The 14,941-nt window shown below is 66.0% G+C and carries 10 protein-coding genes; 2 read left to right on the forward strand and 8 right to left on the reverse strand.

From position 1 onward, the window contains the following. Nucleotides 1–14: 14 nt before the first annotated feature. Nucleotides 15–1,823, reverse strand: a complete 1,809-nt coding sequence (locus tag ACNO8S_RS04185) for a prolyl oligopeptidase family serine peptidase (RefSeq protein ID WP_420182524.1) — start codon at nucleotides 1,821–1,823, stop codon at nucleotides 15–17. A 74-nt stretch (nucleotides 1,824–1,897) separates the two neighbouring features. After that, a complete protein-coding gene (locus ACNO8S_RS04190; RefSeq protein WP_420182525.1) occupies nucleotides 1,898–3,682 on the reverse strand; it encodes a DUF2339 domain-containing protein in 1,785 nt (594 codons plus the stop codon). A 128-nt stretch (nucleotides 3,683–3,810) separates the two neighbouring features. Here ACNO8S_RS04190 and ACNO8S_RS04195 point away from each other — a divergent pair, with 128 nt between their 5' ends. Continuing rightward, the gene (locus tag ACNO8S_RS04195; RefSeq protein WP_151103077.1) at nucleotides 3,811–4,869 is read left to right on the forward strand and encodes a glycosyltransferase; all 1,059 of its coding nucleotides are present in this window, start codon (nucleotides 3,811–3,813) and stop codon (nucleotides 4,867–4,869) included. 48 nt (nucleotides 4,870–4,917) lie between these two features. Here the strand turns inward: ACNO8S_RS04195 and ACNO8S_RS04200 are convergent, their stop codons facing one another. After that, a complete protein-coding gene (locus ACNO8S_RS04200; protein WP_064288374.1) occupies nucleotides 4,918–6,657 on the reverse strand; it encodes a Na+/H+ antiporter NhaC family protein in 1,740 nt (579 codons plus the stop codon). 102 nt (nucleotides 6,658–6,759) lie between these two features. On the opposite strand from ACNO8S_RS04200, the gene ACNO8S_RS04205 reads away from it, so the two are divergent. After that, nucleotides 6,760–8,622: a DEAD/DEAH box helicase gene (locus ACNO8S_RS04205; RefSeq protein ID WP_420182526.1), complete on the forward strand. Its 1,863-nt coding sequence runs from the start codon at nucleotides 6,760–6,762 to the stop codon at nucleotides 8,620–8,622. Nucleotides 8,623–8,649: 27 nt separating this feature from the next. On the opposite strand, the gene ACNO8S_RS04210 is transcribed toward ACNO8S_RS04205, so the two are convergent. The 5 genes from ACNO8S_RS04210 to ACNO8S_RS04230 form a co-directional block, all read right to left on the reverse strand. Beyond that, nucleotides 8,650–10,143 carry a globin-coupled sensor protein gene (locus ACNO8S_RS04210; protein WP_420182527.1) on the reverse strand — a complete coding sequence of 498 codons (1,494 nt, stop codon included), beginning with the start codon at nucleotides 10,141–10,143 and terminating at the stop codon, nucleotides 8,650–8,652. A 186-nt stretch (nucleotides 10,144–10,329) separates the two neighbouring features. Continuing rightward, nucleotides 10,330–10,968, reverse strand: a complete 639-nt coding sequence (locus tag ACNO8S_RS04215) for a class I SAM-dependent methyltransferase (protein WP_420182528.1) — start codon at nucleotides 10,966–10,968, stop codon at nucleotides 10,330–10,332. A gap of 66 nt (nucleotides 10,969–11,034) precedes the next feature. After that, nucleotides 11,035–13,506 carry a dihydropteroate synthase gene (gene folP, locus ACNO8S_RS04220; RefSeq protein ID WP_420182529.1) on the reverse strand — a complete coding sequence of 824 codons (2,472 nt, stop codon included), beginning with the start codon at nucleotides 13,504–13,506 and terminating at the stop codon, nucleotides 11,035–11,037. Nucleotides 13,507–13,623: 117 nt separating this feature from the next. Then, nucleotides 13,624–14,340, reverse strand: a complete 717-nt coding sequence (locus ACNO8S_RS04225) for a hypothetical protein (RefSeq protein WP_064288379.1) — start codon at nucleotides 14,338–14,340, stop codon at nucleotides 13,624–13,626. Nucleotides 14,341–14,381: 41 nt separating this feature from the next. Continuing rightward, the gene (locus tag ACNO8S_RS04230; RefSeq protein ID WP_014039855.1) at nucleotides 14,382–14,921 is read right to left on the reverse strand and encodes a hypothetical protein; all 540 of its coding nucleotides are present in this window, start codon (nucleotides 14,919–14,921) and stop codon (nucleotides 14,382–14,384) included. Nucleotides 14,922–14,941: the final 20 nt, after the last annotated feature.

Here is a 14,941-nt window from a genome sequence, read left to right on the forward strand (position 1 = left end):
TTCGGCCGGACCTCTCAGACGTGCTCGTTGAGGAACTCGACGACAGCGGTGTAGGCCTCGATGCGGTTCTCCCGCTTGCTGATGCCATGTCCTTCGTCGTCGAAGACGAGCTTCTCCACGGGAACTCCCCGTTCGGCCGCCTGCTCGGCGATCTGCTCGGCCTCGCCGACCGGAACACGCGGATCGTTGGCCCCGTGGAGGACGAACAGCGGCGCGTCGATGCGGTCGACGTTGTTGATCGGCGAGATGGATTCGAGGAACTCCCTGTCCTCGTCGAGAGAGCCGTACTCGGCCTCGCGGAGTTCGCGTCGCCAGTCACCGGTGTTCTCCAGAAACGTCACGAAGTTGGCGATGCCGACTACGTCGACGCCGGCCGCCCAGAGGTCCGGGTACTCAGTCAGTGCCGCAAGCACCATGAAGCCGCCGTAAGACCCACCCATCGCCACGATTCGGTTGGGGTCGACAGCCGGGTGGTCATGGAGCCAGTCGACGCCCGCTCGCAGGTCCTTCACGGAGTCCATCCGCTTTTCCACGTCGTCGAGGTGCGTGTAAGCCTTTCCGTAGCCGGTCGACCCGCGGACGTTGGGCTCGAAGACCGCGTACCCCCGCGAGAGGAAGTACTGGGTCAGGCCCGAGAACGACGGCCGGCGCTGACTCTCCGGGCCGCCGTGGATGTCGACGATGACGGGCGTGTCGCCGTCAGCACTGGCCCCGTTCGCACCGTTCGGCAGGGAGAACAGCGCTGGAACCTCTCGCCCGTCGAAGGAGTCGAACCGGACGACCTCTGGCTCGATGAACGTCTCGCGCGGGATGCCGGCCGTCGAAGCGGCCGTCCACTGTTCGCTCTCGCCGGTTTCGGCCTCGACGACGAACACGTTGGTATTGACCCGCCGCCCGGTGACGCTAACGGCGAAACGCTCGGCATCGGGGCCCCAGGCGACGCCGCCAGCCAGCCCGCCCGGCAGGTCCGGCGTCGGGAACGTCTCGATGGTCGTCGGCCCCGTCAGTTCGCCGACGGTGAGTTCGTTGTAGCCGTCGACATTGCGCGAGTACACGAGACGGCCACTGTCCTTATCAAGTGCGACACCGTCGATGTTCCACTGGTCGTCCGAGCGCACGATGTCGAGGTCGCCTTCAAGCGAGAGGCGGGCGAGTTCGAGCGTGTCGCTCTCGGCGTCGGTGACGAGATACACCGCATCGCCGTCCGGCCCCCACGACGCGCTCGTGTAGCGGACCTTCCCCTCGTGCGGCGTGAGATGGCTGAGGTCCCCGCTGTCGATGTCCAGCACGTAGATGTCCTGGTCGAAACTGGAGTGGGCCTCGCTGACCAGCAGTCGCTCACCGTCGGGCGAAAACCCGCCCACGGAGAGCCAGCCGTCGCCCTCCCAGACCAGTTCTGCGTTGTCGCCGGTCGCGTCGCGGTCCTGCACGTAGATGTCGAAGGCGGCTTCGTCGCGGCGGTTCGACGCGAAGGCGAAGCGCTCGCCGTCCGGCGACCAGCCGCCCCAGCGGTGTTTCGCGTCGGGCATCCCGGTGAGGTCGTGGACGCGCCCGTCCGCGTCGAGCCGGTACAGTTGCGCCCGCTCGTTGCCGCCCTCGTCCATGCCGAAGACGAGTTCCTGGCGCTCGGGCGAGTAGTCGACGAAGCTCACGGTGTCGTCATAAAAAGTCAGTTGCTCGGGCCAGCCCTGTGGCTCGGTAAGCGACCAGGCCTGGGCGACGCCGGTCGTATTCATCAGGAAGGCGAGCGTCCCGTCCGGCGCGAACGAACTGCCGTAGGCGCTCCGGACGTTCAGATAGCGAGAGAGGTCGTACGCGGTCACAACCGGTGGGAGGGCAGGGACCGGCAAAACCCTTTGTGGCGGCCGTGGTCTGATTCAGCGGAACGCGGCGGCTGTTATCCAGCTAGTCGCTTGAGTGGCTCCTCACCCTGCCAGCGGGCGTACGCGTACGAGGCGACGAGGAGGATGCCACCCAGTACGAGGAACGAGAGGGTCCGGGCGAGCGTATCGAGCCCCTGCGTGTCGTAGAGGAACACCTTGGTCGTCACCAGGCCGAGGACGACGACGCCCTGGAGTCGACGACTGCGGTCGTCCAGCGCGAGGCCAACCCCGACGAACGCGAGCCCCAGGACGGCCCACGCAACCGACAGCCCCGCCCCCGAAAGCTCCAGTCCCAGAAGCACCACCGCGAGCCCGGTCGCCGTCCAGACGTACGGCGCAGCCACCGAGAGTTCGCGGTCAGTGCTTGGCACCGTCGTCGATGCGCCGCCGAACCTCCGACCGAGCGCGTAGAAGACCGCGATTCCCAGCAGGTATGCGGCTGGTCGCCCCATCGCGGTCGCCAGCGGGTCCGCGAGCGAGAACGCCGGTAATTCGGTCGCGTCCACGGCGAGCAGTTTGGCGACGGTCCCGACGGCGACGAGGTGCCCGCCGATACGAACTGCCCTCGCGTCGCGGCGAGATCCGAGCGCCAGCGCCCCACAGAGCAGGAGGAGGAGCCCAGCGGTCGCGAGGAACGGGTCGGCCCCGAGGACGACGCTGACGGCGAGTAGCACGACGGCCAGCACCCCAGCCGCGCTGTCTTGCTGTCCGAGGCGTGACTCCGTGACGGCGTAGACGCCGCCGAGAGCGAGTCCGACTGCGCCGACAGCCACCCCGTCCGGCGCTGTCGGGATGAGTCGACGAACGACGCCTTCCAGCAGGATTGCGGCGAACACGGCATTGAGCCCCGTCGTCGCTTCCACCAGTCGGCGGTGCCATCGGTCCGTTCGGTCGCTCGCACGGAGCACGTACACACCAGCGGCGTAGACGGCGAACGTCGCGACGAGAACAGCGGTGGCAACCGCTTCGGGTGGCTCTAGCCTGTTCATCCAGGCGATGTGGAGCACGTAGGCCGGGAGGACGCTGCCGAGGACGAGCCGGCTCCACGGCCGGACGGCGGCGATGGTCACCAGCCCGGCCGTGAGAAGCACGACGTAGGCCGGCGAGACGACGAAGGACGCGGCGTCGAGTCCGACGTAGGCCGTGACGTATCCCAGCAGGAACGCCTCACCGGCGACGGCCGGCGCGTGGTCCCGCACCGAGACAATCGCTGTGGCGGCCACGAGGGCTGTCAAGACCAGCAGCACCGCCCACAGTGGCGCTCCGATGGCGGTGCGGTACGACTCGAAACCGTAGGCCGCGTAGACGCTGAAATACGCGATTGCGAGGCCGGTTCCCGCGACGAGCCGGCCCCATCGGTCGTAGCCCTGCCGCTCGGCGGCGTACCGACCGCCCGCGAGCAGTATGAGCCCGCCCGCTGTGCCGGTGAGCACACGCCCGAGGGGGCCGAGGTAGCCCGCTTCGATGGCCAGACGAATGAAGAAGACGACGCCGACCACCAGCGCGAGCCCGCCGACCCCGCCGAGCCACTTCATCCCGATGTCGCGCTCCCAGTTCCGCTCGTCGACAGGCGCGTCGCTGTCGGCTGTCTCGCCGGTCTCTGGCGCTGTCTCCGAACCGTGTGTGGCCTCCGATTCGGGAGCCGCCGTGTCCGCTTCAGTGGTTGCAGTTTCGTCCCCGACAGACGGAGGCGGGTCGGTGTCCAGTTTCGATTCCAGGGCGGTGATGCGTGTCTGGAGGGCATCGACCTCGGCGCGGAGGTCACGTACTTCCGCTTCGAGGTCGTCATCATCGCTCATACACTGACACGTTGCGCAGTCGCTGTAATAAACATCCAGTCGAACGACAGTTCCGACGGCCAATCCGCCATCTGTCGCCGTCAACCGCGAACGGGTGGATTTTTGAGCGGCCACGTCGTCGCACCTGTATGCGTGTCGCGGTCGTCGCCATGGAGACGAGTCAGTACCGGGACACAGTGGGACGGACCCGGCTGGAGCGGGTGGCTACCGAACTCGCCGCTGCCGGTCACGACGTGACCGTGTTCTGTTCGCAGTGGTGGCCGGGATTCGACAATCAGCGCGAGCGCGACGGCGTCACGTACCGCGCCGTCACCGTCTCGCCGACCGTCCCCTCCTTCTGTGTCCGCCTTCCGGCCATGCTCGCCCGGTTCCGCCCGGATGTCGTCCACGTTCACCCGACGCCGTCGTCGGTCGCACTCGCGGCCAAGACCGGTGCAACGCTGTCTCGCGCGCCGCTTCTCACGGAGTGGTATGGGGACGAAGACGTGCCCGAAAGCCGCCGGGCCAACCTCGCGCTCCGCGCGTCGGACTGTCTCGTCACCCCCTCCGAACTCGTCCGCACGCGGGTCCGAGAGCGGGGCGCGACGGCGGACCAGACCACGGTCCTCCCACAGAGCATCGACATGGACCTCGTCCGGGACGCCGACACGGATGAGGAGATCGACGTGGTGTACGCCAACCGGCTGGACGGCAGCGCGAACGTCGAGTCGCTGTTGCTCGGGCTGGCGGAACTCAGACAGAAGGGCTGGTCGGCGACGATCATCGGCGACGGCTCGGAGCGGGAGTACTACGAACAGGAGGCGGCCGACCTCCGCATCGACGACCGCGTGACCTTCGCCGGCGCGTGCGACATCGAGGAGCGCGTCTCGATCTACAAGGGCGCGCACGTATTCGTCCAGACGGCGTTCCGAGAGTGTTTCGCAACGGACCTCCTCTGGGCGATGGCCTGTGGCTGTATCGGCATCGTGGAGTACCAGGCCGAGTCGTCGGCCCACGAACTCATCGAGCAGCGCGACCGTGCCTTCCGGGTGACGAACCCACAGGAAATCGCCGACAAAATCGCCGAATCGGCCGACTTCGAGCGCCGGACCGTCGACGAGTCCTGTGCCGAGTTCGACCACGCACAGGTCCGTGCAGAGTACGAGGACCTGTACGAGTCACGTATCGAGGAGACCGGTCTTTTCTAATCGGAACGCCGTTCAGACGCGCTGACGACGGGGACAAATCGCCACCAGTCAGTACGGGATGACGCGGAACCCTTCGGGGAGCACCAGCCCGAACACGAGGAACAGCGCGGCCGCGATACCTGCCGCGATGAGAGCGTAGGGCGCTTGACTCCGGACGTGGACCATGTGGTCGCTCCCGCTCGTCGACGACGCGAGGACGGTCGTGTCGCTGATGGGCGAGGTGTGGTCGCCGAAGATGCCGCCGCTGAACACCGCGCCGAGGACGAGCGGGAGGTTCGCGCCCGTCGAGAACGCGAGCGGGATGGCGATGGGGAACATGATGCCGTAGGTCGACCACGACGAGCCATCGGAGAAGCTAACAAAGGAAGTCACGAGGAAGACGCCCACCGGAATGATGAACGCCGGCACGCCGCCGAAGACGTTCGTCACGAACGACGAAATACCCAGTATCGTCACCGCGTTCTGGATGGAACTGGCGAACATCAGGATGACGGCCGCAAGGAGGATGCCCTTGAAGCCGACCATCATCGCGTCGGTGGCATCGTCGTTGGACGGGATGTCGCCCTTCCAGCGATACAGCAGGAAGGCGAGGATGAGTGCCGAGAAGGACGCGAGACCCAACTGGACGCCGCCGATGTTGAACGCCCACGGGCCGCTCGGCGGCGTGATGAGCTGCCAACTGCCGAGCTGGAGCAGCGTGGCCCCCATCCCTTCCTTCCCCTTGACGTAGATGACGGGGCTGGCCCGCCAGAACATCGCGCCGAGGCCGACGACGATCATGGTGAGAATCGGCCAGGCGAAGTTCCGCCAGTCCGGCGTCGCGGTCTCTGACACCTCGTACTCGTCCATCTCCGCGGAAATCATCGGGTCGGCGTCGTCGCCGACGACTTTCCCCTCGTTTCTCGCTCGGGATTCCTCCGTCCCCATCCCGTAGATGTTTGGCACGACCTGCCACGCGACGAGTCCCGCGAGACCGAGCGCGATCCAGGAGTAGAAGCCGGTAAACAGCGTGTTGAAAAACAGCGGCCAGACGGCACCGGTCGCCGCGGTGACCTGCTCGCCGCCGGTGTTCACGAAGTTGGTCATGCCCGAGGGCAGCGTCCCCTGCTGCTGTGCCTCGACGAGGCCGCCTCCGATGAAGCCGACCATCGCCGCTCCCCACGTCGAGTAGAACGCGAGCCGGGACGCCGGGGACCCCGCTGAGTCGACGTAGTAGGCCAGTTTGGCCCGCGAGACGTCGAACTTGTCGGTCAGCGGCCGCATCATCGAGCCGACCACGAGGCAGTTGAAGTAGTCATCGATGTGGATGGCGATCCCGGCCAGGAACGCGGCCTTCTCGGCGTCTGCGGCGGATTCAGCCCGCTCCACCAGCGCCTCCAGCACGCCCTGTATCGCCCCAGCTCGGATCATCAGTCCGATCAGCCCGCCGATGGCGAAGATGGCGAGCAGGACGTTCTTGACGTACCATTCCCCGAACAGCGGGGCCGTGGCGATGATTTCCGGCACGAGCTTCAGCCCGAAGAGCGCTCCGAGTACGATGCCACCGACGCCGACCGTCCAGGGACTCCCGTCTTCTGCCTGTGGCTGAACGGTCGCCACCTCACCGCCGGCGGTGATCAGATCGGACGGGACCCCGACAGCCTGGGGGTGTAATGCGCCGACCAGCACGCCTGTGATGACGATGCCCACGAACAGCCCGATAAGAGCGTCCCGGGTGTACCAAGCGAGACCGATAGCGACGAGCGCGGGAACGACAGACCACGGTCCAGCCGCGATTCCCTCAACCATGCCGGCAGGTCTAGGTGGCGCTATATTAAGGTATGTATTCACACCCGCGTCAGGGACGGTCCAGACGAAACCCGTTTGAGCGTCGGTCCCCTCCATTTGGTAGTGACAGTCGAGGAGCCAGCAGACCGAGACGAGGACTCGGACCCCGCAGAACTCGAACTCGACGCCGTCTACGACGCTATCGATGCCGTCGGCCGCCCACATCTGACGGCGACGGAGTTCTCCCGGAAAACGGACCTGACGCCAGACGAGGCCCGGGAAGCACTGGATCGCCTCGCCGACGACGGCGACATCGAGCGCCAGGACGTGTCCGAGGTCGAGTCCGTGTGGTACCCGGCGGACATCGCCGAGGTGACAGACCGCGAGCGCGTCGTTCTGTTCCCCGACCGCCGCGAAGTGGTCGTCGAACACCCCGACCAGTTCACGCGGGCGCAACTCTCACAGTTCGCGCGCCTGCAGGACACCAACCGTTCGGGTGGGTACGTGTACGAACTCCGCGAGGAGGACATCTGGGCCGCGCCACACGAGTCCCTGGACGCCCTCCTGACGACGATGCGGGACGTGCTGGGCGAGCGCTCGCCCCACCTCGAAGAGTGGGTGACGAGCCAGTGGGAGCGCGCCCGGAAGTTCCGCCTGAAGACCCACGAGGACGGCTACGTCGTCCTCGAAGCCGAGAGTGACGACCTGATGGGCAACGTCGCCCGGCCGAAACTCGACGACGACCACCTCCGGGCCCCCATCTCGGATTCGGAGTCGTGGGTCAACGAGGACGCGACCGCCGAGATCAAGCGCACGCTGTACGAGGCGGGCTATCCGGTCCGTGACGACCGCGACTTAGAGACCGGCGACGCCATCGAGATGGACCTCCGCCTGCGCCTGCGGGATTACCAGCAGGACTGGGTCGAGCGGTTCACCGAGCAGGGCTCTGGCGTGTTCGTCGGCCCGCCGGGGTCGGGCAAGACCGTCGCCGCGATGGGGGCGATGGCCGCTATCAGCGGTGAGACGTTGATTCTCGTCCCCTCGCGCGAACTCGCGACCCAGTGGCACGACGAACTGGTCCGGCACACGACCCTGACCGACGACGACATCGGCGAGTACCACGGCGGCGAAAAGAGCATCCGGCCGGTCACCATTGCCACCTACCGCACCGCGGGGATGGACCGCCACCGGAAGCTGTTCGACCAGCGCAAGTGGGGTCTCATCGTCTTCGACGAGGTCCACCACGTCCCCTCGCCGATTCACCGCCGGAGCGCGGACCTCCAGACCAAACACCGCCTGGGTTTGACCGCCACGCCGACCAGAGAGAGCGACGACGAGGAGGAGATATTCACGCTCATCGGCCCGCCTATCGGCACCGACTGGGGGAAACTGTTCGACGAGGGCTACGTGGCCGAACCCGAGGTCGAAATCCGCCTCGTCCCGTGGGGCAACGAGACGGAGCAGTCCGAGTACAGTTCCACGTCGGGCCACGACCGCCGACAGGCCGCCGCCAGCAACACCGGGAAAATCGACGAGATACGCTACGCACTGGCCGAGAACCCGGCCGCGAAGGCGCTCGTGTTCATCGAGTACCTTGACCAGGGCGAGGCCATCAGCGAGGCCATCGACGCGCCCTTTATCAGCGGCGAGACGCCACACGCACGTCGGGAGAAACTGTTCGACGAGTTCCGCCGGGGCGAACTGAACACGCTGGTCGTCTCCCGCGTCGGCGACGAGGGTATCGACCTGCCCGACGCCGAACTCGCTCTCGTCGCGTCTGGACTGGGTGGGTCCCGTCGGCAGGGCGCACAGCGGGCCGGACGGACGATGCGCCCTGCCGGCGACGCCCGGATGGTTATTCTCGCGACACGCGGGACGACGGAGGAGGACTTCGTCCGCCGGCAGATGCGCCACCTCGCTTCGAAGGGCATCCGCGTGACCGAGACGGAGGCCGAGGCCGTCGAGCCGCCCGAAGTCGAGGAGTAAGCCAGACGCGCTGACTGTGGGTCGAGCTTATTCCGTGTCGGTATCGAGCCGGCGCGCGGTCTCGGCCACGTCCCGAATCTTCGCCGTCTGTTCTTCGTTCGTCGCCGCGAGGTCGTCCAGTTGTGCCGTCATGTCGTCGATGCCGCTCGACAGTTCGTCGATCATGCTGGCCACCTCCTCGGTCGACGCCGCCTGGTCGTCGGTGGCCGCCGAGACCTCCTGGATGCCCTGTGCTGCCTCGTTGACCGCCGACACGATCTCTTCGAGTTGTTCGGCCGCCGTCTCGACCTGATCGATGCCCTCCGTCACCTGCTCTGTCACGGTTTCGAGGCTCTCGACGGCGTCGACGGTCTCGTCTTGGATCTCTGTGACGGTGTCCTCGATCTGGTTCGCGTGTTCCTGTGAATCTCCGGCGAGCGTCTTGATTTCGTCGGCGACAACGGCGAACCCGTCGCCCGCCTCGCCGGCGCGTGCGGCCTCGATAGACGCGTTCAGCGCGAGCATGTTGGTCTGGTCCGCGATGTCGTTGATCACCTCGACGATGTCGTCGATCTCGTTGGCCTGCTCCCGGAGGCCGGCGATGTCTGTGGAAACCGTATCGACAGCGTCGTCGACGTCGTTCATCATGGCCGCGGCCTGCTGTGCGGCTTCGTTCCCGCGTTCCGCCTTTTCCTCGGCCGATGTGCTGGTACTCGCGACTTCTTCGGCGGTCGAGGCGATCTCCTCGATGGTTGCGCTCATATCCGCGACCTCGCCCGCCACCTCGTCCATCGACTCGGACTGTGTCTCGGCTGTGTCGGTGATTTGTTGGTTCGTCTGGGCGACCTCCTCGGCTGAGGCGCTCAGTTCGTCGATGGGCTGCTGGAGTCCGCTCTCGACCTCCTCCATCAGCGCCTGCTGGTCATCGATTGCCGATTCCAGACGCTGGCTGTACGAGTCGATGTAGGTGTCCATCGCCACCTGCTGGTCGAGGTTGAGGAGTTTGAACACGGACAGCGCCCGCGATTGCATCTCTTCGAGTGCCTCGTCCCGGGCGGCGTCGCCCGACTGCAGGTCCTCGACGATTGTCCGCAGGAAATGTTCGAAGTAGATGCTGTAGGCCCCGAGATAGATCTTCGGGCCGAGGTCGAGCATGTCGTGAATCTTCCCGATACGGGCCCGGTTCTCGAAGTACTGTTTGTCGTAGCTCCCGGCGACGAGGTCGCGGAGGTACTGTGACTGTGTGTTTTTGAGCTGGTCGACCGACTTGGTGGACCGCCCGAAAATCTCGATGGTTTCGTCGAACGATTTGAGGTGATCGTAGAAGTCGTCGACGACAGATTCGGCCCGGGCGTTCGTCTTCGCTTCCATCGCGGTCAGATTGTCGACGTCCGACTCGTCGAATCCGGTAAACTCCTTCCGCCAGCGTATCTCCCCGGCGTCCAGTCCGATACGATCGGTAAGCGTTCCGCCGTCGACCGCTTTTCTGTCAGAAGAACTGATGCGCTCTCGGGAGTTCTTACTCCCGTCCCGTAATTCCATGGCGGACCTCCACCGATACAAACCTTATATGTTCGCTCCCGATTTTCATTGTTGAGAGATATCGGGAATAATCCCCCCCAATATAGTGGGAAAATTGCTTGTGCCGCCCAGGCCTAACGCACCGAACAACTGCCCGAGTAGTCCTGGTTATAGAACCCATCTCCACACGAACGCAAGTCCCCTGATTCAGTTGTGACCCGGCAGTGTCTCGCTGTCCTCCGGTTGTGCCCGGAATATGGCGAAGGTCCCTCCGAGTTCATCGTCGACCGGTTCGACCGATTCGACGCGAAAGCCGGCTTCCGTCAGTAGATCTGCGCTACGTTCACGACCGTGGAAACTCCAGGCCATGGCGGTGCCGGTATCCAGCCAGTCGTCGTTCGTGCCTTCCCATGGGTCGTCTCCTAGCGCGGCCAGGAGTTGCCCGCCGGGCCGGAGCACGCGCTTAAATTCGGAAAAGACAGTGGCGTGTTCGTCCTTTGGAACGTGGATGACGGCGTGGTAGGAGACAACAGCGCCGAACGTATCGTCAGCGAACGGGAGCGTCGCCAGGTCACCACGGACCAGTCCATCGGAGTCGACAGTATCACGAGCGGTACGGAGCTGTTCGGCTGAGATATCCAGTCCGATGGTATCGTGCTGATCGGCGAGAACTTCCATTGCCGGCGTACCCGCACCACAGCCCGCATCGAGGACGCGACTACCATCAGGGAGGGCCGCTGCAAGCGATTCGACAAGGGTCCGTTCGCGACCGTTCCCGTCCCGCTTCTCGGCGTAGGTACTCGCAATCTCGTCGTACCCCTCGCGGACAACGTCTCGCTGATCCATACCAGCGGTGCTCGGTGGTGGCGTAAGTGCTTTCGGTCCGGTGGAATTACGGACAAACAGCGCCGCTCAGTCCTCGAATTTCTCCGGGTTCTGAGCTGCCTCAGCGACCCGAACCGCGGCAACGTTCTCCGGGACGTCGTGAACGCGAACGATGTCGGCCCCCCGTTCGGCCGCCAGCGTCGTCCCGGCGATGGTCGCCTCCAGACAGTCGCCCGCTTCCTGTCCGACCAGCCCGAACAGGGACTTGTGGGAGTGCCCGACCAAGATTGGACAGCCGAGTGCCTCGAACTCCGGAAGTCGGTCGAGCAGTTCGAAGTCCTCCGTGGCAGCTTTCCCGAAGCCGATGCCCGGGTCGACGATGATCTGGTCTCGGTCGAGTCCGGCCTTTTCCGCGAGCAGGACGCGCTCCGTCAGCTGGTCGATGCAGTCCCCCACCACGTCGTCGTAGTGGATGTCGCTGTCGGGGTCGACCGGCGTCTCGATGGAGTGCATCACGACCACCGGCACGTCGTACTCGGCGGCGACGAGGCGCATCTCGGGGTCTTCGAGGCCAGACACGTCGTTCAGGATGTCTGCCCCGGCGTCGAGTGCTGCCCGCGCGACTGGGGCCTTCCGCGTGTCGACGGAAATGGCGACGTCCAACTCCGAAAGCGCCTCGATGACCGGCACCACGCGGTCGATCTCCTCCTCGGCCGGGACCGGTTCAGCACCGGGCCGGGTCGACTCCCCGCCGATATCTAGGATGTCCGCGCCGTCCTCGACCATTTGCTCGGCGCGGGCGACGGCGTCCTCGACGGCGTTGTACTCGCCGCCGTCGTGGAAGGAATCCGGGGTGATATTGCAGATACCCATAACGGCTGTGCCGTCGTCCCAGGGATACGCTGCCGACGTGTCGGGCTCGGACTGTTGGATGGACAGCGCCCCCCGCAGTTCGTCGGCGAACGACGCGAGCCCGTAGGGCTGGCCGTCCAGCTTCTCCGCGAGGCGCTTGTACTGGGCCATCGTCGCCATCATGACCACGTCGGTTGATTCCTCCTCTTGGCCGTCCAGCCCAGAGACGGCACATTCGCCGCCCAAGGACAGCAGTTCCTCCTTGAGGTACTGGGCCTGTCGCGGCTGGACGCGGGTACGCAGGACGCGGTGGACGCCCTTCCCCCGCATCCGCCAGGCCCCGGTATCGGTGACGTGGGCGCTCTCGATGGTCTCGCGGGCCTCGGCCAGCGAGTCGACCTGCTTGGGAATCAGCGAGCGCGACCAGCCGGTCCGGGCCTCCCGGACGGCGTACAGCGACCCGGTCACGAGGACCGCATCACCGGAGTCCGCGGCGTTGAGTGCGATATCGAGCGCCCCGGATACGTCGTTTCGCGTCTCGATGGTGGCGTCGGTCGCGTTCTCAACGGCGGTCGCGACGACGTGGTGAGACTCCGCCCGGTCGACGTTGGGCTGGCAGGCGACGACGTGGTCCGGGTCCGGTAACGCCGCGGCGATGCGCTCGTGGTCCTTGTCGACCATCGCGCCGACGACGACGTGGAGGTCGTCGTAGTCGAACGACGACAGCGTCTCCGCGGTGCGCTCGATGCTTCCTGGGTTGTGTGCCCCGTCGAGGACGACCAGCGGCGACTCGTTCATCACTTCAAACCGACCGGGCCAGTGGGCGTTTCGCAGGCCGCGTTCGAGATCGGACTGCGAGACATCCGCGACCTGCCGGCACAGTGTGGCTGCGATTCCGGCGTTCTGTGCCTGATGCGCGCCCAGCAGCGGGAGGGAGGTATCGACGCTCCAGTTCGGGCCGTCGACCGAGACCGACCCCTCCAGCCCCTCACGACCGCCGTAGTTCACGGATATATCGGCCTCGCTCTCGGCCGGGTTCTGGTCTGTCTCGACGGCGCTCCCAACGGTCACGACATCGTCGGTGAACTCGCGGACGGCCGCGAGCGCGTCGCCTGTCGTTCCGGTCACCAGCGGATTGCCGTCCGGGGCGACGTGGGCCTTGTCGTGGGCGATTTCCTCGACGGTGTCGCCCAGGATATGGGTGTGTTCGAGCGTCACGGACGTGACGGCGCTTGCGACCGGATCGACCACGCTCGTGGCGTCGTACCGGCCGCCGATACCGACCTCCAGCACTGCCACGTCGACGTCCTGGCGGTCGAACTCCCACAGCGCCATCGCAGTCATCGTTTCGAAGAAGGTGGGCGAATCATTGGCCGCGCCCTGCTCGGTCACGTACGCCTGAACCGATTCGACGAACTCGACGAGCGCGGCCTCGGAGAGCTTCCTGCCGTTGATCCGGATTCGCTCGCGCACGTCGTCGAGATGCGGGGACGTGTACAGTCCGACATCGAGGCCTGCTTCCCGCAACGTTCGTTCGACCATCCGCGCGGTGGACCCCTTCCCGTTGGACCCCGCAATCTGGACGCAGCGAAGCCCCTCCTGTGGGTCACCGAGCGACGATAGCAGGTCCTGCGTGGCATCAGTACCGGGTCGCGAGGCGAACCGGCGCAACTCGAAGAGGAAGTTCGCGGCCTCGTGGAACTCCATGGTCGGGCTATCGGAGCCGCTCGCTTTAGCCTGTCGGACTGTTGCGTGTGTCCGGCGCGAAGACGCCCCGAACAGCCTGCTTACCCAACTGGTCTCCCACTGGCCTGCCGGCGACAGTTACGCCTGGTCGCTACGCTCGCGCGTGGCCCACCGACCGAGCGCGCTCGACAGAATCAGGAACGCGGCACCCAGCAGCGGTGCCGGGTCGATCTTCGCTTCCGGTCGCTCGTCCGTGTCCGTCTCAGTGGGCTCCGTCTCCACTTGTTCCAGAGTGTCCGTCTCGGTCTCTGACTTGGGAGCGCCAGATAGCTCCGTACCCGTCCCAGTATCCTGCCGCCGGGACTCGGACTCAGTCCGTGGCATCTCTGTGGCCAGCGACGTTTCCTGCGCCTCTGGAGCCGGCGTCTCCTCGGCGTCTTCTACCGCTGCTGTCGGCTCGAACTCCGTCTCGGCCGGTGATGGCGTGTCGACGCTCGGTTCAGCCGGTGGTGGCGTTTCGTCTGGACGTTCCGTGGCCCATTCCGACGCGTCCTCGTCGGTGCTCCTGGCATCGGTTCCATCAGCGTTGCGGCGGCGGTACCACCAGAGCCCAGCCGTTGCCGCGCCGAGCGCGATGAGGGACAGCCCCGTGCCGAGCAGCCCCCACTGTCGCCACAGCGACCCGAGGCGGTCCGTGAGACTGGGGCCGGAATCCTCGGCCCCGTCCGGCCCCGCCGGTCCCGGTGATGGGCCAGTAGTGGTATCGTCGACAACGGCGACGCCGGGAACGGCGTCGAGCGCCGAGGCGATGGCGTCTCGCTCCACCTCGACTTCGAGAAACGTGGGTGCGTCCATACGTGACCCGTCGTCGGGCGACTATGTAAAACCCGCTCAGGCTATTCCCGGGCGGGCTCGTACTCGGTGTCGGTCGCCGCGGTCCGCGGTAGGTCGGTCTCCATGTCGACGGCGTCCAGCAGTTCAGAATCCGGGTTCTCTGACTCGCCGAGAAGCGCCTGCAGTTCCCGCTCGTACTCGGCCTCGGAGAGGTCTCCCTCGACGTACCGGCGCGTCAACGCCTCGTGTCGCTCCTCGACTGTCGGCTCCGGCGGCGCGAACACGTCGGCGAGGCCGAGCGACGCGAGCGGTGGCACGACTGATTCGAGACGGGTGAGCCCACCAGCGACGCGCTGGCTCTTCGGCACCGACGCCCGCCGGGCCAGCGCACGGACCAGCGCGACCGAGAAGACGATGTCAACGCCCACTAGGAGCAATGTGCCAAGCAGGAACCCGGCGAAAGTCTGGATGACCGCGCCGCCGCCGAGAAGCGCCCCGACTGTCGCGACGACACCGACGATTCCCAGCCCGACAGCGCCCAGCGTCGTCAGAACGACGGCGGCAAACAGAAGCAGCAGCCGGTTATCTCTCACCCAGTTCACACCAACGATAGCCGGAGGCC

It is taken from the genome of Haloarcula sp. KBTZ06, from assembly GCF_048595605.1.
Lineage (GTDB): Archaea > Halobacteriota > Halobacteria > Halobacteriales > Haloarculaceae > Haloarcula > Haloarcula hispanica.

Excerpts from the sequence above, each read along its gene's own strand:
- ACNO8S_RS04190 (WP_420182525.1), bottom strand. The coding sequence starts at position 3,682 with ATGAGCGATGATGACGACCTCGAAGCGGAAGTACGTGACCTCCGCGCC.
- ACNO8S_RS04195 (WP_151103077.1), top strand. The coding sequence starts at position 3,811 with ATGCGTGTCGCGGTCGTCGCCATGGAGACGAGTCAGTACCGGGACACA.
- ACNO8S_RS04200 (WP_064288374.1), bottom strand. The coding sequence starts at position 6,657 with ATGGTTGAGGGAATCGCGGCTGGACCGTGGTCTGTCGTTCCCGCGCTC.
- ACNO8S_RS04210 (WP_420182527.1), bottom strand. The coding sequence starts at position 10,143 with ATGGAATTACGGGACGGGAGTAAGAACTCCCGAGAGCGCATCAGTTCT.
- ACNO8S_RS04215 (WP_420182528.1), bottom strand. The coding sequence starts at position 10,968 with ATGGATCAGCGAGACGTTGTCCGCGAGGGGTACGACGAGATTGCGAGT.
- folP (WP_420182529.1), bottom strand. The coding sequence starts at position 13,506 with ATGGAGTTCCACGAGGCCGCGAACTTCCTCTTCGAGTTGCGCCGGTTC.
- ACNO8S_RS04225 (WP_064288379.1), bottom strand. The coding sequence starts at position 14,340 with ATGGACGCACCCACGTTTCTCGAAGTCGAGGTGGAGCGAGACGCCATC.